The following is a 22,735-nucleotide window of genomic DNA, read 5'->3' on the forward strand; positions in this document are numbered from 1 at the left end:
GATACTCCCCGCGTCTTATTTCATAATGTGGAATGAAATTTCAACTAAATGCTATGGGGAAAAATGCAGCGAGTCAAAGAAATGACTCAAAAATTATTTCATTTAAATCAACAGGATGTAATTAATTCTGACTTCTGTGATCTTGGGCTTTTTTGCCCGATTCCGGCCACAGTCAGGCCGGTCAGCTGAGAGACAGCTGACCTGTTTTGCTCTGCTTTTCGCCCTGCCTGTGCAGGGGCGTTAGCGCAGCGTTACCCGGTAGAGTGAAGTGTTGGCTGTGATATAAAGTTCATCATTATTCGGTCCGCCAAAGGTGCAGTTGGATACCGTTTCAGGAATCGGGATTTTGCCTTTACGGTTTCCGCTGCTGTCGAAAATAATCACGCCGTCAGCGCAACTACAGTAAATATCGCCGTTGGCATCCACACAAAATCCGTCCGGGAAACCGGGTGAGACATCGGCAAAAAATTGCCCTGCAGACAACGTGCGACCGTCCACTTTATAGGTGCGCAACTCATGGCGGCCGAGCGTCGGGAAATCCACCACCGACATGTCCGCCACGTACAGCACGCTTTCATCAGGCGAGAACGCCAGCCCGTTTGGCCGCTGCAGATCGCTGGCGGCAATGCTGAGCTGCCCACTTTCCGGATCAAAACAGTAGAGATAGCAGCCGATCACCTGGCTGGGAGCCAGGTAACCCTCATGATCGCTGACTATCCCGTAAGGCGGATCGGTAAACCAGATGGTGCCGTCGGAGCGGATCGCCAGATCGTTAGGCGAGTTAAACCGCTTGCCCTCGACTTTATCCACCAGCACGTTCACCGTACCGTCTGTTTCTGTCCGGCTGATAGCCCGGCGACCGTGTTCGCAACTGACCACGCGTCCCTGATGGTCGCGGGCATTGCCATTGGCATAGTGAGAATGATGACGCCAGATACTCAGCTCGCCATTGCGCTGCCAGCAGTACATACGGTTGCCTTTGACATCGCTAAATACCACCCCATCAAGCGCCGGTAACCAGACTGGGCCTTCGGCCCAGGTAGCAGGGGAGCACAGTTTTTCTACCTGCATGATGCTGGCCTCCGTTACTTCACGCCCCAGATGGCTTTGTAATGGTCCTGATAGCCGTTTTCCGGATCGTAGTGGTTCTGCGGTCCGCCATCCCGGCTGATATTTTCCGGTGTAATCAGGTGCGCAGGCGTGACATAGCCTGACGGGGGCTGTCCGGCGAAGGCGCGGTTGAACTCATCCAGCAGTTGCCAGCCATGCAGTTTTAGCGGTTCAGCGACGGTCGCGACCTGGCTTTCACCATTGCGAATGCGCTGGAAGGCCGACACCGAGCCGTCGCCTGCCGAGATGTTATACGGTGCGTTTTTGCCGCCTTTCCCTGCGGTTTTCAGCGCGGGTGCCATAAAGTCAAAATAAAGGTCATTAATCGCCAGCGAGTACTGCCAGCGGTCGCCGTACTTCTGTAACAGGCTAAAGGTCAGCGACGGCATACGGTTAGAGGTATCGGCCAGCGGCGTGTCAATAAAGTCGATGACTTTACACTCGCTGCACTTCTCAATTTCCTGCTTCATCGCATTGGCTTTATCCAGCGCGATTTTGTACAGCGAGTCGGTGAAGATAATCACCTGCGCTTTGCCGCCTGACTTCACAATGGCGTACTGCGCCGCCAGACGGGCAACCTCATTAGAATCGGACGTAATGTTATCGGTGATCCCGTACTGCTTAATCGGGCCCGGCTGAGGCTCTGCGTGCCAGGCCATCAGCACGATTTTTTGCTGCAGGGCTTTTTTCAGCGGCATTTTGGCGACGTTCGGGTTCCAGCCGCCGATAACGATACCGTCAGGGCGCTGGGCAATCGCCTGATTCAGCGCCGCCAGTTGATCTTTGACAGAGCCTGCGCCGTCCAGCGTATCCAGCGTCCAGCCAGCCACTTTCGCCGCTTCGCTCAGGCCTTGCTGAACGCCCTGCACACCGCCGTTTTTCATATCCGAGGCGATAAAGATCAGTTTCTTTTTAGGCTGTAGCGTTGGCCCGGTCGTCGGACCGTCCCAGGTCGTGGCGCTGGCCGTCGCTTTGGCCACGGCCGCTGTCGCCTGATCGAGATAGCTGTCTGCATGGGCTGGTAAGGTGGCGACCAGCATGGCGATGAGAGAAAGACCAAATACCGGATTTTTCATAATGAGTTCCCTGGTGTGATGGTTTTTTGCTGTGAGTCAGGTGTGGTCGCCGGCGCGCTCTGACTGCGCACGACGGCTTTTTGATTCAACATACGGCGGCGCTGAGCGTAGCCGGCCAGCGTAATCGACAGCAGCAACGTGGCACCGTTAAACAGCGGTTCCACCCAGAACGCGCCGCCAAACTGCTGAATACCGGCAATCCCGATAGCCAGGATAGCGATGCCGACCACGGTGCCCCAGACGTTTACCCGCCCCGGACGAATGGTGGTACTGCCCAGAAAAGCCCCGACCAGCGCAGGCAGCAGGTAATCCATCCCGACGCTGGCCTGGCCGACGCCCTGTTCCGCCGCAATCAGCACCCCGCTGAAGCCGGTGATCACACTGGAGGCGATAAACGCGCCGATCACGTATTTATTTACGGCAATACCGTTGAGGCGCGCGGCGACGGGATTACCGCCCACGGCATACATGCACCTTCCCAGTGGCGTGTGCTCAGTGATCAGCCACAATACCAGCGCCAGGCCCAGCACATAGAAGGCACCAATCGGAATGCCAAATACTTCGGTACTGTGCAGCGCACTAAAGGCATCCGGTAAGTCACCAACAATTTGGCGACCGCCGGAGTGCCACAACGCAATGGCATACAGCACCGTGCCGGAACCGAGCGTGGCGACGAAGCTGTCGATATCCGCCAGCGCCACCAGAATGCCGTTCAGCAGGCCATACAGCGCCGACAAGACCAGCACCGTCAGCACCGCCATCTGCCAGGAAAAGCCGTATTCCACCTGAAGCGTAATGGCCAGGATGTGCCACAGCACGATCCCGAAACCGACGTTCAGGTCGATTTTGCCCACAATCATCGGCAAGGTGGCGGCCAGCGCCAGCAGGGCGATTTTGGCCTTACTGGACAGAATGGCCTGCACGGTGAGCAGGGATGCGAAAGTTGGGGACAGTACCGAAAACAGTAACGCCAGCAGCACACATAACAACAGTAATCCGTAGCGGGTGACGACCTGCATCGACCACGGCGCAAAACCATGCTGAGCAAGGCTGACCCGTTGTTCAAGTGCAGTAGATTTCACCGAGGTTTTAGACATAGCGTTTCTCCTGACTGCCTTTTCAGACGGTAGCGAAGGGGGCAGCAGAGCTGGCTGAGGCCAGCTCCAGTAAATTAGCAAAAGTGACCTGTTCGTTTTTCAGTTCACCCACTACCTGGCCCCGGTTAAACACCAGCGCGCGGTTACAGATATGCGCGATTTCCTCCAGGTCATTCGAGATCACCAGCACTGCCACGCCGTCTGCCAGCGCTTTGTTGAGCAGGTGATAAATTTCTTCGCGCGCGCCCACGTCGACGCCCGCAGTGGGATCTTCAAGAATCAGCAACGGGGCACTGAGGTGCATCCAGCGGGCCATTACCACTTTTTGCTGGTTGCCACCGGACAGGGCGCTGATATCCAGATCCACGTTTTTAGGGCGCACGTCGAAAAGCTGCACTTTCCACCAGCTGGCACCTACCTCCGCGCGGCGACCATAATGGGACATCACCCGGTGCCCGCTCGCGCAGGGGTTGAGAAACAGGTTTTCACGCACGCTCATCGACATAACCAGACTTTCACCGGTGCGATCGCCTGCCACAAACGAGATGCCTGCCGCCATAGCCTCGCGAGGCGATCGGGAATGGCAGGGCTTGTCGCGAAAAATGACCTGGCCCTGGGTAGCCTGTTTCAGGCCAAACAGCATCCGGCCAATCTCTTCCTGACCGGCACCACGCAGGCCGGCCAGCGCCAGCATTTCGCCGGGTTGCAGACTGAACGAGACCGGGCCCACTTCATCGATGCAGAGCTGATTCAGTGACAGCACGGGCGGACGCCCCTCAGGCAGCACAAGGCGCTGATTGCTTTCCAGCGCTTCGCCGACAATCATTTCAACCAGATCGTGCAACCTGTAGTCTGCCGTGTTGCCCTCTGCGACGCGTTTACCGTCCCGCATCACACAAATGCGATCGGCAATTTCAATCACCTCATCCAGACGGTGAGTCACGTAAATCATGCCGACGTTGCGACTTTTCAGGCGTTCTATCACGCTAAACAGATGCCGTACGTCATTGGCGGGTAACGAGGCGGTCGGTTCGTCCAGTACCAGTACTTGCGCGTTGACGGCTACCGCGCGGGCAATGGCCAGCAGCGATTTTTCCGTGCGTGACAGTTCAAATACGCGGGCATCGGGATCGAGCTGAATACCGACGTCTTCCAGCGCTAAACGTGCCCGTTCACGCACGGCCCGCCAGTTAATCAGGCCCAGGCGACGGTTGAAGCCCATGATCAGCGCCATATTTTCCGCCACCGTCATCCACTCGATCAGCCCCAGATCCTGATGAATAAAGGCGACAGGTTGGCTGGTGGCGGTTTTTAGCGCGGCCGCTGAGGGGATGGGGTTGCCATTAAAGGTTATCTGGCCTTCGTCGCTGGTATAAACGCCGGCCAGTACCTTGATCAGCGTCGATTTACCCGCACCGTTTTCACCTAACAGCGCGACCACTTCGCCCGGAAAGACATCCAGGCTTACGTCATTGACGGCAGGGTTCCCCCCGAAACGTTTGGTGATATGGCTTAGTGTCAGGACCGGTTTATCCGGGTTAGTTTGCATTCCAGCCTCCCGTGACGCCTGGTGAGTAGTGGCAGCAAGCGTGGTGACGCGCTCTTGCTGATTTCAACATGTGAAATACTATTCCAAAAAATACTATCCCTGAAAATGCGGAAAAGCAAAGAAGCGAGGCGACTATTTCCTCATTAGAAACATAGGGTTAAAATATTGTTTTGAAATTGTGATGAACAGCGCAATTCCTGCCAGGCGGAATGCGATCGCCAGGCCACACTAAAAAAGCGAAAGATTCCCAGTTGTTATGCCATGAGTTAACATCATGCGATAGTGCGCTCAGGAAGTCAGAAACGGAGAGGATCGGCGGATGGTGGGTAAAGTGGATAAAGCGAAGGAAAATAAAAACGATAAGCCGTTGGGAACACAGAGTCTGTTTCGTGGCCTTCAGTTAATTGAGTTACTGAGCAATTTCCCGAACGGCTGCCCGCTGGCCCATCTCGCTGAGCTGTCCGGCATGAATAAAAGCACCGTCCATCGCCTGTTACAGGGGCTGCACAGCAGTGGCTATGTCACCCAGGCCCCGTCGCCTGGCAGCTATCGCCTGACGACCAAATTTATTTCGGTCGGTCAGAAAGCGCTGTCATCGCTCAATATCATCCACGTAGCCGGACCGCATCTGGAAAAGCTCAACCTGGACGTGGGCGAAACGGTTAACTTTTCCAGCCGTGAAGACGATCATGTTGTATTGATCAATAAACTGGAACCTACCACTGGCATGATGCGCACACGCGCCTACATCGGGCAGCATATGCCGCTCTATTGCTCGGCGATGGGCAAAATTTTTCTGGCCTGGGGCAGTGAAGAATACCTGCTGCACTACTGGCAAAGCCATCAGGACAGCATTGAGCAACTGACAAAAAACACCATCACCACCTTGCCTGAGATGCAGCAGGAACTGAGAGATATTCTGCAGCAGCGCACCGCGATGGATCGCGAAGAGAACGAGCTGGGCGTGACCTGTATCGCCGCGCCGGTATTTGATATTCAGCAGCGCGTTCCCTATGCGGTGTCGGTCTCGCTGCCGACGGCCAAGCTGCAACAGATTGGGGCAAAAAACCTGATGGCGAAGGTGGTAGCGACCGCCCAGGCGATCTCACACGAGCTGGGCGCTTCCGCCTGAGCCCTGGGCAGCGGCCCGCCTGGCACGCATCCTGCGCTATCCGTTTTCAGGCGGGATACTGTCGCCCGCGCCAAGTGTCCGCTGCATCAATACCGTGTCCAGCCAGCGCCCGTGTTTGTAGCCTACGGAGGTTAGCGTACCGGCCACGGTGAAGCCCGCCGATCGGTGCAGAGCGATGGAGGCCACGTTGGCGCTGTCGCCCACATTCCCGACCATCTGGCGAAAGCCCCTGCTTTCAGCCCAGTCAATCGCGTGCGCCAGCAGGCGTTTACCCACACCTTTCCCCTGAAAAGCCGGATGGATATAAAGGGAATCTTCCAGGGTAAAACGATAAGCCGGGCGCGGACGATAAAAGCCCAGATAACAGTAACCGCAAACCTGGCCGTCTTCGATGGCCACAAACCAGGGCAGTCCGGCGGCACGGATTTTTTCTAACCGGCTGGCGAGTTCGGCTTCATCAGGCGGATCCAGTTCAAAACTGCCCGTGCCATGCATAACATGGTGAGCATAAATCTGTTGCAGGGCGGGAATGTGGTCATCCTGCGCGAGCGTGATGTGCATTCTGCGATCCCGGAGTGAGCCAGTAAGGATCATGACAATACAAAAGACAGGCAGGAAAGGCTACCGGCCTGTTTTGCCGGGTAAGATCCCTGTCGCAGGACGGGGCGTCAGGCACCACTCCTGCCAGGCGCGGTTTATCGCTTTTGCACCTACCAGACGGCACCTGGGCAGGCTAAGTCCCTGATACAGGAGGTGATAGCGACGGCGATTGCCCGGCGTCACCCAGGTGATATGCCTGAGCATGGCGAGATTGATGTGATCGGTGCTGCCTTGCAGCGCCCCGGCACGCGGCGTGGTGGCACAGCAGCGCCGGATATAACGCAGTAAACTGACAGGCATCGCGAGATCCAGCAGGATATAGCCTGTTGCGCGCGCCAGTCTTTCGGGCAGGCAGCGCGTATAATTGCCTTCGATAACCCAGCGTTCTGCACTGATTGCCTCGCGGTGAAGCTGTAAAAACACGGCGTGCTCTCTGGGCTGCCAGTCGGTATTGGGCTGGTGATAAAGCTGATCGAGATGAATAACGGGCAGCGACTGCTTTTCCGCAATCGCCACGGCCAGGGTAGATTTACCGCTGTTTGAGGGGCCCATGATACAAATGCGCGGACCCAGATGTGCAAGCGGCGGCAACGGTGTCATCAGGCGAAACCTCCGTCAAGGCTGTGTTTGCGCCTCAGTATACGCGGAAAATGTGCGCCAGCCATCGTGCCTCAGGGCCGGTTGGGGTCAGACCGATCCCGCTTTCTCGATCACCAGTACGCGCGCTTCGCCCTGTGGATGGGCAACATGTTCCGTGCCCACGCTGGCATAAAAAATATCCCCTGTCTGCAAGCGCACTGTCCTGATGTCTCCGTTTTCCTTGTAGTGCATCTCTACACAGCCATCCATCACCGCAAAAACTTCCTGACCGTCATTGATGTGCCACTTGTAGGGTTGATCCGTCCAGTGAAGCCGTACGGTTGTGCCATCAAAGTTAGCGATGTCGAGTGCACCCCAGGCCCGGTCGGCTGAGAACGCTTTGCTGATATAGGTTTTCATGGTTTTTCCGTTATGCGCAGTGGTAAGACATGGATGAGGTTATACCGCGTGAAGTGGGGCAGGGCTTGCAAAAAATTGCGGAAAACTGAGGCGAATCAACAGAGCAGGTACGGGATGAAAGCGTCAGGGCAGGCGGGAAAGCAGACCTGCCCTGCGGGCAGGTCTGATGGGCGGATCAGAAATTCACGTTAGCGCTGATTCCGCCGACAAAGGCATCTTTCACGTCGCTAACGGCACCCGGCGCAACAACGTATTGCAGGTTAGGACGCAGTTGCAGCCATTTGGTCAGCTGCGCGTTGTAATAGATTTCGTAGTTGTACTCCGAACCGTCCTGAACAGGCAGATAGGTCGGGCTGTTAAAATCGGTCTGCCCGCTGGCGTCGTTCTGTTCACGCAGCGAACGCGTGTAGGCGCTGTTGACGTGAATACGCGCCGCGCCGATGCCAATCTCATCCTGCGGACGGGCATCGAACGGTCCTTTCCAGGTGAAGCTGACGGACTGATAGTTATCGGTTTTCGAGGTTTTATGGTCGTTCATCACCGCCTGAACCGTCACGCCCAGACCCCGGCTGGCATCGCCGCCCTGCGCCGTCAACTGCTGCTGCAACAGGACATAGCCGCCGTAAGCATGATTTTTGCGCTGGTAAGCGCCGTCACGCCAGCTGCCATAGTTGTCGCCATTTGCGGACGAGTAGTAATAGCCGATACGATAGTTACCCGGCAACTTGTCGGGGCCTAACGTCGGTTTCCAGCCTAACTCGACCGGCACCAGATTCCCCTCTGAGTTGCTGGTATCCAGCCGGAAACCATCGCCACGGTCGTAATTCGCACGGTTTTGATTGTAGAAACCGACCTGGAAAAACACCTCTGGCGTAACGTTGACTTTTAGCCTGCCGCCCCACTGCGAAACCGGCCAGTTAAACCAGCGATCGCCGCGCCAGTTACCGGCCTGGCCGCTGCCAAACGCCAGGTTCTGGAACTTGCTGTCGAAGTTATCGAAATCTTCGCCGACGGTAACGCGTCCGGCTTTCAGATTGACCGTGTTATCGAACAGGCCTTTGCTTAACCAGAACTGCGTCAGGCGCCACGTCTGGCCACGACCGTACACCTCCTGGGTAGAAGAGAGCATCCCGGTGCGGCGATCGGCCACCTGATCGGAGATGTTGCGGCCATTGCGATCGGTAATGGTGACCTGGAACTGCGTATCCTGCCAGTCGAGGAGTTTTTGCAGATCGAAATTGGCACCAAACGCCCACTGGTCGCTGTAGCGCATCGAGGTATGGCTGTCAGCTCCGCCACCCAGATTGGCGGCACTTTCCATGGTGTAGTTAACATCTAACTTAATGCCGTCGTTTTCTAACTGCGTTCGGTTACCGCCCCAGTCGCCAAACAGGTAAGGTGAGTCATAGCTAAAGGCATCGGCGGCCAGCGCGGAGGCGCTCAGCATCGCAAACATCAGGCTGCCCGCGGCCAGGCGAGGCATAAACTGCACTGCTTTTTTTGTATTCATCAGCGTTATTCTTTATGAAATGACAGGAAAAGACAGGGCAGAGAATAATGCTGACTAAATGTCAATTTTTGCAAATCTGTGCGTATGTAACTGCAAAGTGGTAAGGAATTAACGCAATTGTGACAGTTATCGCTGAATGAATATTTTTATAACTAAAAAGGCATTTATTGCGAGGCAAAGTAAAAGGGATGCCGCGGCATCCCTGGGGGATTTATGGCTTGCTGGCCTGAGACAGCTCTTCAATTTCTTGCTTGCTCAGCGTCAACTCAGTGGCTTTGACCAGTTCATCAAGCTGCGACAAGGAGGTCGCGCTGACGATAGGGGAGGTAATACTCGGGCGCGCGATGAGCCAGGCCAGCGCCACCTGCGTGGCTGACGCATCATGTGACGCCGCCACGTCTTCCAGCGCTTCAACAATGCGTTTACCGCGTTCATTCAGGTACTTATCTATAATACCCTGACCGCGCGCGCTCTTGCTGGCATCCTGCGGTTTTTTATATTTGCCGCTGAGAAAGCCGCTGGCCAGCGCGTAGTAGTTGATCACGCCAAGCTGATTCTCTCGCGCTACCTGCTCCAGCTCGCTTTCATATTCTTCACGGTCGTAAAGGTTGTAGAGCGGCTGCAGGGTTTCGTAACGCGCCAGCCCATGCTGTTTGCTGATGTCCAGCGCCTCCTGCAGTCGCGCGGCGCTGTAGTTGGAGGCCCCAATAGCCCGGACTTTGCCGGCTTTGATCAGAGCGTCAAAGGCGCTTAACGTGTCGGTCAGTGGCGTGGTTTCATCATCGCGATGCGCCTGATAGAGGTCGATCACGTCGGTTTGCAGACGGCGCAGCGAGTCCTCGACGGCCTGGCGAATATACCCAGGTTTCAGTCCCTGCTTCTCCGGTGACATTTCGATGCCGACTTTGGTCGCCAGCACTATCCTGTCGCGTTTACCGCTTTTCTTCAGCCATTTGCCGATGATGGTTTCGGATTCGCCCCCCTGATTGCCGGGCGCCCAGCGTGAATAGACATCGGCGGTATCGATAAAGAACAGGCCTTTTTCCACCAGCGCGTCGAGCAGAGAAAACGAGGTTTTCTCGTCTACCGTCCAGCCAAAGACATTGCCGCCAAAGGTCAGAAGCGGCACAGAGAGGCCGCTGTTGCCGAGGGGGCGGGTTTTAGGCTGCGTCATAGCATTCTCCTTTATTAAACGTATCAGGTGTACTTATCAGCTTAGCAAAGGTAAATCGACAGCTTTTCATTCGGTTTGTCAGCCAGTGCGGCATAACAAGGTAGCAAAGGTCACTTTTACCGTTGGCACGGCAGCGCCCGTCCTGAAACGTGCAGGCACACAGCCCCGCGAATGCCAGAAAACCCGATACCGTAAAGCGAGGGATTTTACATTCAGAAATCTGGCTTTACCGACGTGGACAAAATCGTTGCTGACGGGCCTTAGGGCTTAGGGTTATAAGAATACCGGGCTGGTGTGATGCGACCTTCACGATGATCGGGCAAAAACGTCACAGGAGACGTGGCACTGATGAAACCTCATAATCTCTCTGGCTTCACATCCACGCCGCGACGTCGGTTCTTAAAACGCAGCGCGGCACTGTTGCTGGGTTCCGCATTGCCGATACCGGCCTTCGCGGCCGAACCGGCTTTCCCCCCCTTAAAGCGCATAGCTGCGCAGCGTCATCTTCTGTTTGGGTTCGCGGTCCGGCCCGAGCGTTTGCGGTCCGATGCGCATTACCGGCAGTTTGTGGCCAGCCAGGCCAATATTATTGTTCCGGAAAACGCGCTGAAGTGGGTGGTCGTGCAGCCTGAGCAGAATCGCTACGATTTTTCTGGCCCGGATACGCTTGCCGCCTTTGCCAGAGCGCAGGGCCTGCTGCTACGCGGGCATACCTTTTGCTGGCACCGCGCGGTGCCGGACTGGCTGCTGGCGATTCGCGATGCCACGCTGCTGGAAAAAGTGTTGAGAGACCATATTCATACCGTCGCGGGGCGCTATCGGGGACAGATACAGAGTTGGGACGTGGCGAACGAGATTATCAACCTGTCTGACGGTTTGCCTGGCGGATGGCGCAACAGTTTCTGGTATCAACGTCTGGGAACGCGTTATCTGGATATCGCCTGTGACGCGCTGCATCAGACCGATCCTCACGCCGTCATTTGCTATAACGATTACGGGCTGGAAAGCGACCATGACAACGCACAACGAAAACGTGACGCTGTGCTGGCGCTGCTGCGCAATTTGCAGGACAGACAGATCCCCATTGGTGCGCTGGGCATTCAGTCTCATCTCAAGGCCGGTCCGCAGTACGCGTCTGGTCCGGGACTGGCGACATTTATTCGTGAAGTGAAAGCGCTGGGCCTGGCCGTGTATATCACCGAACTGGATGTTGATGACAGCCGCCTGCCGATGGCGCGCCGCGCCATGGCGGTCGCCAGCACCTATAAGCGCTATCTTTCGCTTGTGCTGGAAGCCGGTGTCGACGCAGTGCTCACGTGGGGTGTCTGGGACACGCCCCACCGGACGGCGGCGACGCCGAAGGCAAGCGATGGGCTGGCCACCGGACCGTTGCTGTTTGCTAAAGACGGCCAAATCAAAGACGCCAGTTGGGCAGCGCTGCATGCGCTACGCTGATTAACGCGTTGCGGGCGCCGCTCTGGCGGCAATCCACTGTCGATAACGCGCGGGTGTCATCGCCATCACCTGATTAAACGCTTTGCGAAAGCTGCTTTCGTCAGAATAGCCACAATCGGCGGCCACCTTACGGATGCTTACGGTGGGGTTCTCCAGGAGAAGACAGGCACCTTCAATGCGGACCCGGGTAATAAACGCCTTAGGACTTTCGCCGGTCAGCATTTTCATTTTACGGTGCAACGTACGTTCGCTGGTATGTAACGCAGAGGCCAGCCGTTCTGCCGTGATGCCTGGCTGTTGATAGCGAATAATCTCTTCCGCCCGCATCAGCAACGGGTGCTGAGTGTTAATAAACCCGGGCGGCGCATACAAACGTTGCGACACGGGCTGGGCATCGGCAACGGCCATATCAGCAACCTGTCTGGAGACGTCCGCCCCCAGTATCCTGTGCAGCAAATGCAACGTGAGCGCGCTCCACGAGAGTGGGCCACCCGTAGTAATGATATTTTCCTGTTGTTCGAGCGTTTGTCCCCATACCGGACGCGCATCCGGATAGCGCTCCCGCAGGGTCGGAAACAGCCACCAGGTGGTGGTACAACGCCGACGACTGAGCAGCCCCGCTTCGCCCAGCACCAGACAGCCCGCGCAGGCGGCACCGACGATGGCACCCTGATGGTACATTTTTTTTATCCAGGTCCCCGCCTGTATGACCGCCTCCGGATGCTGCGGAAACCGATCGCGGCCCAACGCCATTCCCCCGACCAGGACGATATCTGACGCCTCTGCCTGGCTGAAATCAGCATCGACATGTAGCCATCGTCCCTGCGCATCGCGCACGGGCTGGCCATCAGCACTTACGATTTGGACCTCCAGCGGCGCGCGGGTCAGTTGCGCCGCAGTATCGGGGCGAGACGCAATCACCTGGCGCGCAATCCATAAGGTGTCACAAAAGCCGTTGACGGCAGAAGGCAGGCTGCCTTCCAGCGCCACAATCGCTATGCGCATAACCAGTCACTCCTTATGGCGAGTTTTGCCTGTTAGTTGTCTTATTCGCCATCTTACACGCTCTTTTCGCCCGATCTACCATGGTCAGCATGAAAACGACCACAGGAACAGGCGAGATGCGGCGAAAGAGCAGTAAGGCGAAAAGATTAAAGCATGCGGTGCTGCTGGGGCTGACGTTATTGAATGTGCCGCTCGCTGCGCAGGCGACGGTGAAAAACATCGTCTTAGTCCACGGGGCGTTTACTGACGGCTCAGGCTGGCGGGCGGTGATTTCACGCCTTCAGCACAAAGGTTATCACGTCACCGCCGTTCAGAATCCATTGACCTCATTGCAGGATGACGTAAAGGCGACGGAGGCGGTCATTGCGCGTCAGCAAGGCCCGGTGCTGCTGGTTGGGCATTCCTGGGGCGGTGTGGTGGTGGCTGATGCTGGCAACGATTCGCGCGTAAGGGGCATGGTTTTTCTCTCTGCGCTGGTGCCCGACAGTAATGAATCTGCTGCCGGGCTGTTGCAACGACTTCATGCCCCGATGACGGAAATGAGGCCGGATAAACATGGGATGATCTGGCTGGATAATGCCCAACAGTTTGGTGAAATGCTGGCCGGCGACGTGCCTGGTGCGCGGGTGCGTGAACTGGCTGCGGTACAACAACCTGTTGAGGCGAGCGCTTTCACTGACAAGGTGACGCGAGCGGCATGGAAAAGCAAACCCACCTGGTATTTGTTGACCACGCAAGACCGGGCGCTGCCGCCCCGTGTCCAGTCTGACATTGCTGCGCATATTGGCGCACGCGTTCAGCGTCTCGCATCTAGTCATTTATCGCTGGTTTCACATCCTGAACAGGTGGCTGCGTTTATCGATCGCGCGGCCAGAACCCTTCCATCGTCATAGCACCATCACTCTCAGGGGAATCCCATGAACAGATTACTTCATATTGACGCCAGTATTTTCCAGACGCCGTCGGTTACCCGGCAGCTTACCGCGGACATCGTCAGAAAACTGTTGGCAAAGTACCCCGCTGCTCAGGCGACTTACCGTGATGTCGTGGCCGAGGAAATCCGTCCTCTTAACGCGGCCATCGCGGCAGGTTTCAGGGCGGGAAACGACGACAACGTCAGTGAGTACATAGCAGAACAGCATCGCTTATCTGACCTGCTGGTGGCGGAGTTTCTTGCCAGTGATGTGATAGTCATCGGTGCGCCGATGTACAACTTTTCGGTGCCTGCCCAACTAAAATCCTGGCTGGACCGGATCGCGCAGGCAGGCAAAACATTCAGTTATACGGCACAAGGCCCGGTGGGGTTGTCAGGTGGGCGAACCGTGATCGTGGCCTCGGCGCGGGGCGGCTTTTACCACGGCGGTTCCCTTGAAGAGTGGGATTTTCAGGAACGGTATCTGGCCGCTTTTTTTCGGTTTTTAGGCGTTGAGCATATTCATGTTATCCGTGCAGAAGGGGCTTCAAAAGGGGAAGCCATTCAACAGCGTGAAATCGGCAACGCGTTTAATGCCGCCAGCACGCTCATCCAGTCACTTGCGTTGTAATCCACAGGAGAACCTTATGCTTTACATTGTTACGCTGAGTTATCGTGGTGCCGCCGCCGAACGTGAAAAACACAGCGCGGGTCATAAAAGCTGGCTGATGGAGCACATCAAGACGGGCGAGGTGGTTTTGGCCGGACCGCTGGAAAATCAGCAGGGCGGCGTTGTGCTGTTTCTCGCCTCTGATGAGCAGGCTGTTCGCGACAGGTTGACCGAGGATCCCTTTGTGGCGTTGGGACTGGTTGATGTGGCTGTTACGGGCGTTCATCCAGCCCTGGTTTCTTCTGTGTTTGAGGCCGACTGGGGCAGTGAAACGAAGGTCGTTGATATGGCCCACCGCGCCTGAAGCCGTTTGCCGCGGAGCAGGGCATCGCTCCGCGGCAGGTCGATCAGAATGACTGCCAGTTATCCGCTGACGGTGCGGTAGACACAGGCGTCATAACGGGTTTTTTCAAAGCTGTGCTGCGGGACGTCGCCAGACCTGTGGTCGGCTTTCTGCCCGTGTTAAACACGGAGACCGACTGACGTAACTGCGTAGCCTGATCTTCCAGTGAGGCTGCCGCACTGGCCGATTCCTCTACCAGCGCCGCGTTTTGTTGCGTGACGCCGTCCATTTCCGATACCGCTTTCGTCACCTGTTCAATACCGCGCGTCTGCTCGGCCGAGGCCGAGGCAATCTCAGCCATCAACTGGGTCACGCTGTTAACGGAATGCACAATGCTTCCCATGACATCACCCGCTTCGGAGGCATGAGTCGAACCGCTGTTGACACGCTGCGTCGATTGTTCAATCAGCGTGCGGATCTCCTGCGCCGCGCTTGCACTGCGTCCCGCCAGTGAACGCACCTCACCGGCGACTACAGCAAAACCGCGCCCCTGTTCGCCTGCGCGTGCGGCTTCGACCGCAGCGTTAAGCGCCAGGATATTCGTCTGGAACGCAATGCTGTCGATAATGCCGATGATGCTGGCAATCTGTTTAGAACTTTCACTGATCTGCTCAATATTGGAAATCACCTTCGCCACAATCTGGCCGCCCTGCGACGCCATCACCGCGGCATCGTTCGCCATCGCGGTGGCCTGCTGTGCATTTTCCGCGTTCAGTTTTACTGTCGAGGTCAGTTGCTCCATGCTGGCTGCCGTCTCTTCCAGTGCGGCCGCCTGTTGCTCGGTGCGGGCAGAGAGGTCGATGCTGCCGGCCGACACTTCTGCTGCGCCGGTGAAAATGGACTGCGTTGCATCATCGACAGAACGAATCGTCACCACCAGCGCGCTGCGCATCTCTTCCAGTTGGCTGAGGAGCCGTCCGGTTTCATTGTGACTGTCGCTGGCGATCTCACGGGTCAGATCCCCGGAAGAGATCGCGCGCATGTAGTCGGTTGCCAGAGTCAGAGGTTTCAGCAACAGTGTCCGCAGGCCAGCCCATACGCTGGCAACGGTCACCAGAGCAATAACTGCGATAATCAACAAGGTCCACAGCATATTGGTGTAGTTGTGATCGTTTTCTGCGGCGATTTCCTTCATCAGCTGATAGTTAGCGCTCCGCCAGGCCTGATAAGCCTTATCCAGCTGATCCTGCGCTTCCTGTGCATCAAGATTGCCGTAAGCCTGATAGTTGTTATTTCGCAGGAACTCGACCGACGCGAGCATGGTATCGTGCATTTTGCTGTAAGCCGTCTGCACGTTTTGGGTCAGTTCCGCATGCTGTCCGGGTAAGGGCGGGGCGGCTTTGTAGGCTGAAAAATACTCATCGGCTTTTTCAGCAGATTGTTTCGCTGTGTCCAGCAGTGTGGCAATCGAGGCCAGAGATGCCGGATCCTTCTGGTTTTTCAGAAAACGAATAGCTACCCGGCTGACGGTGACACGCGTCTTTATCAGCGTCTGCACACTGTCGCTCAGTTGCTGTTGTTGTAGCGTCAGTTGTTCAGTGTGAGAAAAGTTGCGTCCCGCCTGGCTGACAGACGAATAAAAAAGCGACCCGGTAAGTATTAACAGCGCACTGAACAAAAACAATACGGCAATAATGCCCGTTGTAATTTTAAGGTTTTTAAACATGGCGGCGATACCTGATAAACGTGGATACAGGTATATCGGTATTTAACGGATTACCTTAATAGTGACGCCATAAATAATGTGATCTATGACGATTAGTTTAAAAATAAAATGACGCTTTCAGGAAAAGCGTGTTTTTTTAATAGCTTGGCATAGTCACAAAAACGGGGGTGATCAAGGGTCCGTTTATGCAGAAATGTACCGGGAGTTACGTTTTTTTCGCGCAATAATAAGATGAAGGCTTGTATGAGACATTTGCGCGTTATTATTTTTCGCTGCCCTCATACGTGACCGCAATCTGACGTTGTGTCCGTCTTCGCTGTATAAGCCGTGCTTCACAGACAGGGGGCTGAAAATAGGTATGGCAACACCATCTGTTATTTGCCCACCGCTGAGGGGCGTTTCTGACAATCTTCCGCAATGCTTCTTTCCGGATGGCCCTTAACCCGAGCGGGCCGTCAGGGTGAAATGGCATATCAGCGTATTTTTGTCGCTATCCTGCGCATCACCCCCATCCAGATCAAGAAACAAGAATAGTTATCATTTGTATAATTCCTGCCTTAGTTGTTAACGGTTGGGATATATCTGTGAAAATCAAAACACACACCACCTATCGTGTCAGAGGCTACCAGTCTTCTGTTGATCCCGCCTGGCGGCAAAAATTACTAACCATGGGCGTGCTGCCCGGCACGCTGATTGACATTATCCGTACTGCACCACTGGGCGATCCCGTTCATATCCGTACGCGTCGCCTCAGTCTGGCGGTGCGGCAACGCGATCTGGCTTCGGTTCTGCTGGAAGAAGTCCGCTGATGAAAACATTAACCCTGGGTCTGATCGGCAACCCGAATACCGGTAAAACCACGTTATTTAATCAGCTTACCGGGGCCCGCCAGCGCGTAGGGAACTGGGCGGGCGTGACGGTAGAACGCAAGGAAGGGCAGTTCTTTACGACTGAAACGGATGTACGGCTGGTTGATCTGCCAGGCACGCGCTCGCTTACAACGCTTTCGGCGGACAGCGCCATCGATGAAAGTATCGCCTGTGGGTATCTGTTTGAGGATCACGCCGACCTGGTGATTAATGTGGTAGACAGCTCAAACCTGGAGAGTCATCTTTTCCTGACTTTTCAGCTACTGGAGCTGGGCATGCCCTGTATCGTGGCGTTAAACATGCAGGATATCGCGCTCAGCCAGAATATCATCATCGACAGGGCAGCGCTGTCAGCCCGGCTGGGGTGCCCGGTCGTGGCGCTGACGTCAACACGTGGCGAAGGCATCGCCTCGCTTAAACGCGCCATTGACGACTGGCAGGGAGAAAGACCGCCACAACCTCTGGTTTATCCTTGTGAAATTGAGACGGCCATCGCGCGCCTGCAAACGATGATGCCTGCGGACATCGCCAGGCAAAAGCAGCGCTGGCTGGCGCTACAGCTGCTGGCGGGTGACATTAACAGTCAGCGCATCTGTCCCACAGTCGTCCCCCAACTGCCGGCGATCAGGCAGGCGGCGGGCGGCGATCCGGCAATGCATGTGGTGAACTGTCGTTATCAGGCTATCAACGCGCTCTGCGCCGCGGTCTGTAACCTCAATAAAGCCGCACCCGCTGCGCTGACTGAGTGGCTGGACAACCTTGTGCTGAACCGGTTCCTGGGAATACCGGTTTTTCTGGGCGTGATGTATCTGATGTTTGTGCTGTCAATTAACATCGGTGCAGCCTTCCAGCCTTTGTTCGACAGCGGATCGGTGGCGCTGTTTATTCATGGCGCGCAGTGGCTGGGCTATACCTGCCACTTTCCCGATTGGGTAACGGTCTTCCTTGCGCAGGGCATAGGGGCCGGGATTAACACAGTGTTGCCGATTCTGCCCCAGATCGGCCTGATGTACCTGTTTCTGTCTTTTCTTGAAGACTCGGGGTATATGGCGCGTGCAGCGTTTGTAATTGATCGCCTGATGCAGTCGCTGGGCTTGCCGGGAAAATCCTTTGTACCGCTTATTGTCGGGTTTGGCTGCAACGTGCCTTCAGTAATGGGCACGCGTACGCTGGATACGCCCCGTGAGCGCTTACTTACCGTGCTAATTGCGCCCTTTATGTCCTGCGGTGCGCGGCTGGCGATTTTTGCGGTTTTCGCCGCCACCTTTTTTGGCGCCTGGCGTGCCAGCCTGGTTTTCTCTCTGTACGTGCTGGGCATTATCGTGGCCATCGTCACTGGGCTTATCCTGAAAAATACGCTGCTGCGCGGCGAAGCGTCACCTTTTCTTATGGAGCTGCCGGTCTACCATCGCCCCCATGTGAAAAGCCTGCTGATCCAGACCTGGCAACGTTTAAAGATGTTTATCGTACGCGCAGGTCGCGTCATTATTGTGGTCAGCATGGTGATCGGATTACTCAGCAACTTTTCGTTTAGTGGGGCAACCGTAGACCATATCAATGATTCTGCGCTGGCTACTGTGAGTAAAGTCGTCACGCCAGCCCTGCGACCTGTCGGCGTGACATCAGACAACTGGCAGGCCACGGTCGGGCTGGTGACAGGCATCATGGCGAAAGAAGTCGTGGTCGGTACGCTGAACAGCCTTTATGTCGGCGAAGATGTTCAAAGCGGCGCGTTTCGCCCGCAGGACTTTTCGCTGTCGGGTGAGTTAAGGGATGCGCTGAAAGAAACCGGTGACAGCCTGAAGAGCGCATTCAGCCTGCGTGCGCTGGCCAACCCTATTGAAGCGAGTAAAGGTGACAGTACAATCAATGCGACGCAAATGGGCGTGATGAGTGCGAAATTCGGCAACGGCTTCGCAGCGTACAGCTATTTGCTGTTTGTGTTGCTCTACGTTCCCTGCGTATCGGTGATGGGCGCAATAGCCCGGGAAGCCGGGAAAAACTGGATGCTGTTTTCCTTTTTCTGGGGCCTGAACGTTGCGTACTCCGTTGCTACGCTGTTTTATCAGAGTGTCAGTTTTCGCCTGCATCCGGGGTTTAGCGCGCTGTGCCTGATGAGTGTGGTCGTGCTTAACGGTCTGGTCATTAGCCTGCTGCGCCACGCAGGTGGACGTGCGCGCACGAAGCCGGTTTCCGCACCGCTCACCTCATCGCGTAAGACAGGATGTGGCGGCTGTGCGGGATGTGCTGAGCACCGGCACGCCAGCGACTGAGGACGACGGGGATGCGTGCGGCTGCCCATGATAACCGTGGGCAGACGGAGCCGCCGGAAAGCAATGACGATAAGGTTACCAGCCTGATCGCACGGCTTCCTCGGTCGCCGTTGAACGAAGAGGCAATGCCGGAAGCATATTTAGCGATTCTCTCCGCGACCCGGGCGGAATCAATCTCACCGCAGAAAGCCAGTCCATGCAGCCCCGGGGTGTGCCAGTCCACGCATATTTTCAGGCGCTGAGATTTTTTATATGCCCCAAAAAGTTAAACGTTAATTAAACACTTCTGTTTCTTCTGGCATATTTATTTATTTTTACTGGACACGCGTTGTTTTTTATTAATGTGTTATCTGAAATATGTCGATTTTTATAAGGAAGTTCTTATTAATTTTTTCCGGGAAAAGTGTCTTCCATTTTTCACTTTACTGGCTATTGTCTGAATGTTCTCTTTACGCTTTACATTGCGAAGGTGGCTTATTGCGGAAACGGTCCGCGCCTGAGTAGAGTATCACAGGCAGGTTCTTTGTATTTCTGCAGAGTTCAGTAACGCCATTTTAAATTACAGAATACTCTTAGTTTTGATGTCATCCTCATGTTTATGCTGTCTTTTATTTCCTGGTTTCATGCTATACATATTTTGATACAAAAATTGGCGATGTGCATACAGATGACTGATTTAGAGTAGCGAAAAATTTTTACGAATAAAAATAGCTGGAACTAACCGACACTTTTCCTGCGCTACACTTTAATAAATATGTCACACCAGAGGTTATATGTTTAATGAGCAACACGCCCCTTTAGTGTCATTTATCGTGCCTGTTTATAACGGCGCGATGTTTATTGAACGTTGCGTCGAGAGTATTCTTCAGCAACCTCATGCTGAGCATTGCCAGCTTATTTTAGTCAATGATGGTTCAAGTGATAATTCACTTGAGCTAATGAGAAAATACCAGAATTATCCTGGCGTAGAGATTATAGATAAGCCCAATGGCGGCGTTTCATCGGCACGTAACTGCGGTCTGGATGCTGCGCGTGGCACATTCCTCTCTTTCATCGATGCCGACGACTTTCTGCCTTCAGGTGTGCTGGATACCTGGCTGGGGCTGATGAATGAAGACGTCATTCTGGCCGTAGGCGAATCCCGCACCTTTTCTCATGACGGCGAGCCGCTGTCCGGGGAGCCTGAAGAGACCGCACTGCGCAGTCTGCGCGCTGATAAGGCGATCGGTGAACTGCTCTACCACACGCCGAAACACGGTATCTGTGACAAGTTTTTCCGCCGGACGATCGTGCAACAGCAGCAGTTACGCTTTCGGGAAGATATCTTCAACTTTGAAGATCTGCTGTTTGTGATCAGCTACCTGTCCGGTGCCCCGCAGGGACAGGTCGTGTTCAGCCCTCGGGTCGTCTACCACTATGTTGAGTCACACGATTCGGCAACGCGCTCGGCGCTCAAAGAAAAACACTTCACTTACGTCCGGGCTTTTACAGGGATTAAACGCGTCTTGCTACGGCCGCAGGAACGCTATTACTACTTCTTATTTCTGAAGGTTACGGCCTCGCACATCTATAAAGCCCTGTATAGTGGGACGTTCAGCGCGGCATTCGTCAGGCAGTATATTGAACTTTACCGGCAAAACTATCGTGCCTATATTGCCGCGGGCATGCTCCCAGATGCCTGGAGCCTTTATTTTACGCTTTTCTACCTGTCTCCACGCCTGGTGTCCGGGCTGCGTCATGCCGTACAGACTCTGTTGAGGGCGCGTTCGTGAAACAAAAGCTGCAAAACTCGTTATGGATGATCATTGAGAAGCTGGTTGCGGTATTTGGCCTGATGTTTGTAACGTCCTTCGTCGCTAAGTACGTCGGGCCTGTCACGTTTGGTGTGATCGCCATTTCCATGCTGATATTTCAGTTTATCCAGTCTGTGGCGATGATGGGCTGCGACGTCATCCTGCTCAAGCGCATTGCCCAGAATCACCGTTCTGGCATCCGCCTTATGGTGCCGGCTGTCATTTTGGTGTTTAGCCTTTACTGTGTGCTCTCTACCATTGGCATTGTGGTGATGCGGGAAGAGATGAACTCGCAAGCGTTTGTCTTTATCTGCGCGGCGGCACTGGCTTGTCTGTTCTCAGCTATCGATCTGGTTAACATCTACAATGAAGCGGTGTTAAATGCGAAGCTGAACGTGATGGCTAACCTTACCGGTCTCCTGATCAGTCTGGCTATCCGTTATGGGATTTCCTGGTTCCAGCTCAAACCGGAATTGCTGGCCATTCCCATTGTGCTGGCTACCTTCATTCCTTTTCTGATCAAACTCTGTGTGTTTAGCTGGCACCAACGACGTACGCATGAGAAGCCGCCGCTTCCCCGACTCACTCATATCCGACGTTACAGCGGGTATATTTTGCAGGCCGGACGATCCCTGGTGCTGTCGGTGATTGCGATTACGATTTATACCCGGCTTAACCAGCTCAGCGTTTCATGGTTCTTAGGGTTAAAAGAGGCGGGCATCTTTTCTGTCGCGATGACGCTGTCGGTGGCCTGGGTCTTTTTACCCAACGCTTTACTTGCCTCGTTTTATCCCGCGTTGTTTGCCGAACGTGATCCTGATGTGGCGATTGTCCGCGCGCAGAAGTTACAGCTAATGGTCATTGCCGTGTCGGGGGCCGTTATCGGCGGTATCGCCCTGATCGGCCCCTGGTTTATCCGGCATTTCTACGGCGCAGCTTACACCGAAGCGATTGCCCCGATGGTGTTATTAAGCATCGGCGCCATGTTTGGTGTACTAAGCAGCGTCATGGATCGCTTCATTATTAAATACAATGGCTATCGCTACCTGATCAAAAAAACGTTCTGTGTGCTGGCGGTATGTCTGATCACGACGGTGACACTGGTGCCAGCCTTCGGCATTACTGGCGGTGCCATAAGTGTGGTGATTACTGAGTTTATGGCCTTTACGCTGTTAAACTATTTCTTCCGTGGGCAGCCGATGATGAAAATTCACAAAATATTCATTCAACCCGGAAAACTGTGGTTTCTTATTAATCGCTCGCTCTTTTCTGGGCGGTGATGCAGATATTTCTTAAAGATATGCGTTGTAAGACGTTTAAATAAAACGTCTTGAACGGCATCTTTAATATAACGCGTTTTTTATCTGCGCGTGAGTAACGTTAATATCCTGCCATGTGGCGGGAGGATGTACCCTGCCTGTTCGTTTTTTTAATTATCGCTTAATAAAAATGAAAGCGTATCTTCATGATCCGAATAATGCCCGTTTACGGTCAGTTTAAT

General features: G+C 54.8%; 20 protein-coding genes. 9 read left to right on the plus strand and 11 right to left on the minus strand.

From position 1 onward, the window contains the following. Window positions 1–240 precede the first annotated feature (240 nt). From C7434_RS11800 to C7434_RS11815, 4 genes are read right to left on the minus strand one after another with little or no spacing between them, the layout of a single operon-like run. Complete coding sequence (locus tag C7434_RS11800) at window positions 241–1,071, minus strand: SMP-30/gluconolactonase/LRE family protein (RefSeq protein WP_006121624.1); 831 nt, start codon at window positions 1,069–1,071, stop codon at window positions 241–243. 14 nt (window positions 1,072–1,085) lie between these two features. Next, window positions 1,086–2,186 carry a substrate-binding domain-containing protein gene (locus C7434_RS11805; RefSeq protein ID WP_033739103.1) on the minus strand — a complete coding sequence of 367 codons (1,101 nt, stop codon included), beginning with the start codon at window positions 2,184–2,186 and terminating at the stop codon, window positions 1,086–1,088. Then, entirely contained in the window at window positions 2,183–3,283 is a 1,101-nt protein-coding gene (locus C7434_RS11810; protein WP_033739104.1) for an ABC transporter permease, read from the minus strand. The genes C7434_RS11805 and C7434_RS11810 overlap by 4 nt, the downstream gene beginning before the upstream one ends. 22 nt (window positions 3,284–3,305) lie before the next feature. Beyond that, a complete protein-coding gene (locus C7434_RS11815; RefSeq protein WP_033739106.1) occupies window positions 3,306–4,832 on the minus strand; it encodes a sugar ABC transporter ATP-binding protein in 1,527 nt (508 codons plus the stop codon). A 319-nt stretch (window positions 4,833–5,151) separates the two neighbouring features. Between C7434_RS11815 and C7434_RS11820 the strand changes: the two genes are divergently transcribed. Next, window positions 5,152–5,964, plus strand: a complete 813-nt coding sequence (locus C7434_RS11820; protein WP_006121620.1) for an IclR family transcriptional regulator — start codon at window positions 5,152–5,154, stop codon at window positions 5,962–5,964. Window positions 5,965–6,000: 36 nt separating this feature from the next. Here C7434_RS11820 and C7434_RS11825 read toward each other — a convergent pair whose 3' ends face one another. The 5 genes from C7434_RS11825 to C7434_RS11845 form a co-directional block, all read right to left on the minus strand. Then, complete coding sequence (locus tag C7434_RS11825; RefSeq protein WP_033739108.1) at window positions 6,001–6,525, minus strand: GNAT family N-acetyltransferase; 525 nt, start codon at window positions 6,523–6,525, stop codon at window positions 6,001–6,003. A 60-nt stretch (window positions 6,526–6,585) separates the two neighbouring features. Further along, entirely contained in the window at window positions 6,586–7,164 is a 579-nt protein-coding gene (locus tag C7434_RS11830; RefSeq protein WP_033739110.1) for an ATPase AAA, read from the minus strand. Window positions 7,165–7,251: 87 nt separating this feature from the next. Beyond that, on the minus strand, window positions 7,252–7,563 hold the full coding sequence (locus C7434_RS11835; protein ID WP_006121617.1) for a cupin: 312 nt from the start codon (window positions 7,561–7,563) through the stop codon (window positions 7,252–7,254). A 175-nt stretch (window positions 7,564–7,738) separates the two neighbouring features. Further along, window positions 7,739–9,073, minus strand: a complete 1,335-nt coding sequence (locus C7434_RS11840) for a carbohydrate porin (RefSeq protein ID WP_033739112.1) — start codon at window positions 9,071–9,073, stop codon at window positions 7,739–7,741. Window positions 9,074–9,284: 211 nt separating this feature from the next. Next, window positions 9,285–10,247, minus strand: coding sequence for an aldo/keto reductase (locus C7434_RS11845; protein ID WP_006121615.1), 963 nt, complete (start codon window positions 10,245–10,247; stop codon window positions 9,285–9,287). A gap of 348 nt (window positions 10,248–10,595) precedes the next feature. On the opposite strand from C7434_RS11845, the gene C7434_RS11850 reads away from it, so the two are divergent. After that, window positions 10,596–11,702: an endo-1,4-beta-xylanase gene (locus tag C7434_RS11850; protein ID WP_039339006.1), complete on the plus strand. Its 1,107-nt coding sequence runs from the start codon at window positions 10,596–10,598 to the stop codon at window positions 11,700–11,702. Here C7434_RS11850 and C7434_RS11855 read toward each other — a convergent pair whose 3' ends face one another. Further along, entirely contained in the window at window positions 11,703–12,707 is a 1,005-nt protein-coding gene (locus C7434_RS11855; protein ID WP_054688370.1) for a helix-turn-helix domain-containing protein, read from the minus strand. It abuts the gene before it with no gap. A 116-nt stretch (window positions 12,708–12,823) separates the two neighbouring features. On the opposite strand from C7434_RS11855, the gene C7434_RS11860 reads away from it, so the two are divergent. The 3 genes from C7434_RS11860 to C7434_RS11870 are packed head-to-tail and all read left to right on the plus strand — an operon-like array spanning window position 12,824 to window position 14,594. Then, window positions 12,824–13,600, plus strand: a complete 777-nt coding sequence (locus C7434_RS11860; RefSeq protein WP_133745553.1) for an alpha/beta hydrolase — start codon at window positions 12,824–12,826, stop codon at window positions 13,598–13,600. Window positions 13,601–13,624: 24 nt separating this feature from the next. After that, window positions 13,625–14,251 (plus strand): NAD(P)H-dependent oxidoreductase, encoded by a 627-nt coding sequence (locus C7434_RS11865; protein WP_033739123.1) that lies wholly within the window; start codon window positions 13,625–13,627, stop codon window positions 14,249–14,251. Window positions 14,252–14,267: 16 nt separating this feature from the next. Next, a complete protein-coding gene (locus tag C7434_RS11870) occupies window positions 14,268–14,594 on the plus strand; it encodes a YciI family protein (protein ID WP_133745491.1) in 327 nt (108 codons plus the stop codon). Between the two features lie 43 nt (window positions 14,595–14,637). On the opposite strand, the gene C7434_RS11875 is transcribed toward C7434_RS11870, so the two are convergent. Beyond that, entirely contained in the window at window positions 14,638–16,299 is a 1,662-nt protein-coding gene (locus C7434_RS11875; RefSeq protein WP_133745492.1) for a methyl-accepting chemotaxis protein, read from the minus strand. 584 nt (window positions 16,300–16,883) lie between these two features. On the opposite strand from C7434_RS11875, the gene C7434_RS11880 reads away from it, so the two are divergent. The 4 genes from C7434_RS11880 to C7434_RS11895 all read left to right on the plus strand — a co-directional run bounded on the left by C7434_RS11880 (window position 16,884) and on the right by C7434_RS11895 (window position 22,514). Next, window positions 16,884–17,108, plus strand: coding sequence for a FeoA domain-containing protein (locus C7434_RS11880; RefSeq protein WP_033739127.1), 225 nt, complete (start codon window positions 16,884–16,886; stop codon window positions 17,106–17,108). Continuing rightward, on the plus strand, window positions 17,108–19,441 hold the full coding sequence (feoB, locus tag C7434_RS11885) for a Fe(2+) transporter permease subunit FeoB (protein WP_133745493.1): 2,334 nt from the start codon (window positions 17,108–17,110) through the stop codon (window positions 19,439–19,441). The genes C7434_RS11880 and feoB overlap by 1 nt, the downstream gene beginning before the upstream one ends. 773 nt (window positions 19,442–20,214) lie before the next feature. Continuing rightward, the gene (locus C7434_RS11890) at window positions 20,215–21,213 is read left to right on the plus strand and encodes a glycosyltransferase (RefSeq protein WP_133745494.1); all 999 of its coding nucleotides are present in this window, start codon (window positions 20,215–20,217) and stop codon (window positions 21,211–21,213) included. Further along, entirely contained in the window at window positions 21,210–22,514 is a 1,305-nt protein-coding gene (locus C7434_RS11895; RefSeq protein WP_039338998.1) for an oligosaccharide flippase family protein, read from the plus strand. The genes C7434_RS11890 and C7434_RS11895 overlap by 4 nt, the downstream gene beginning before the upstream one ends. The last annotated feature ends 221 nt before the right edge of the window (window positions 22,515–22,735 follow it).

Source organism: Pantoea sp. PNA 14-12 (assembly GCF_004364735.1).
Lineage (GTDB): Bacteria > Pseudomonadota > Gammaproteobacteria > Enterobacterales > Enterobacteriaceae > Pantoea > Pantoea stewartii.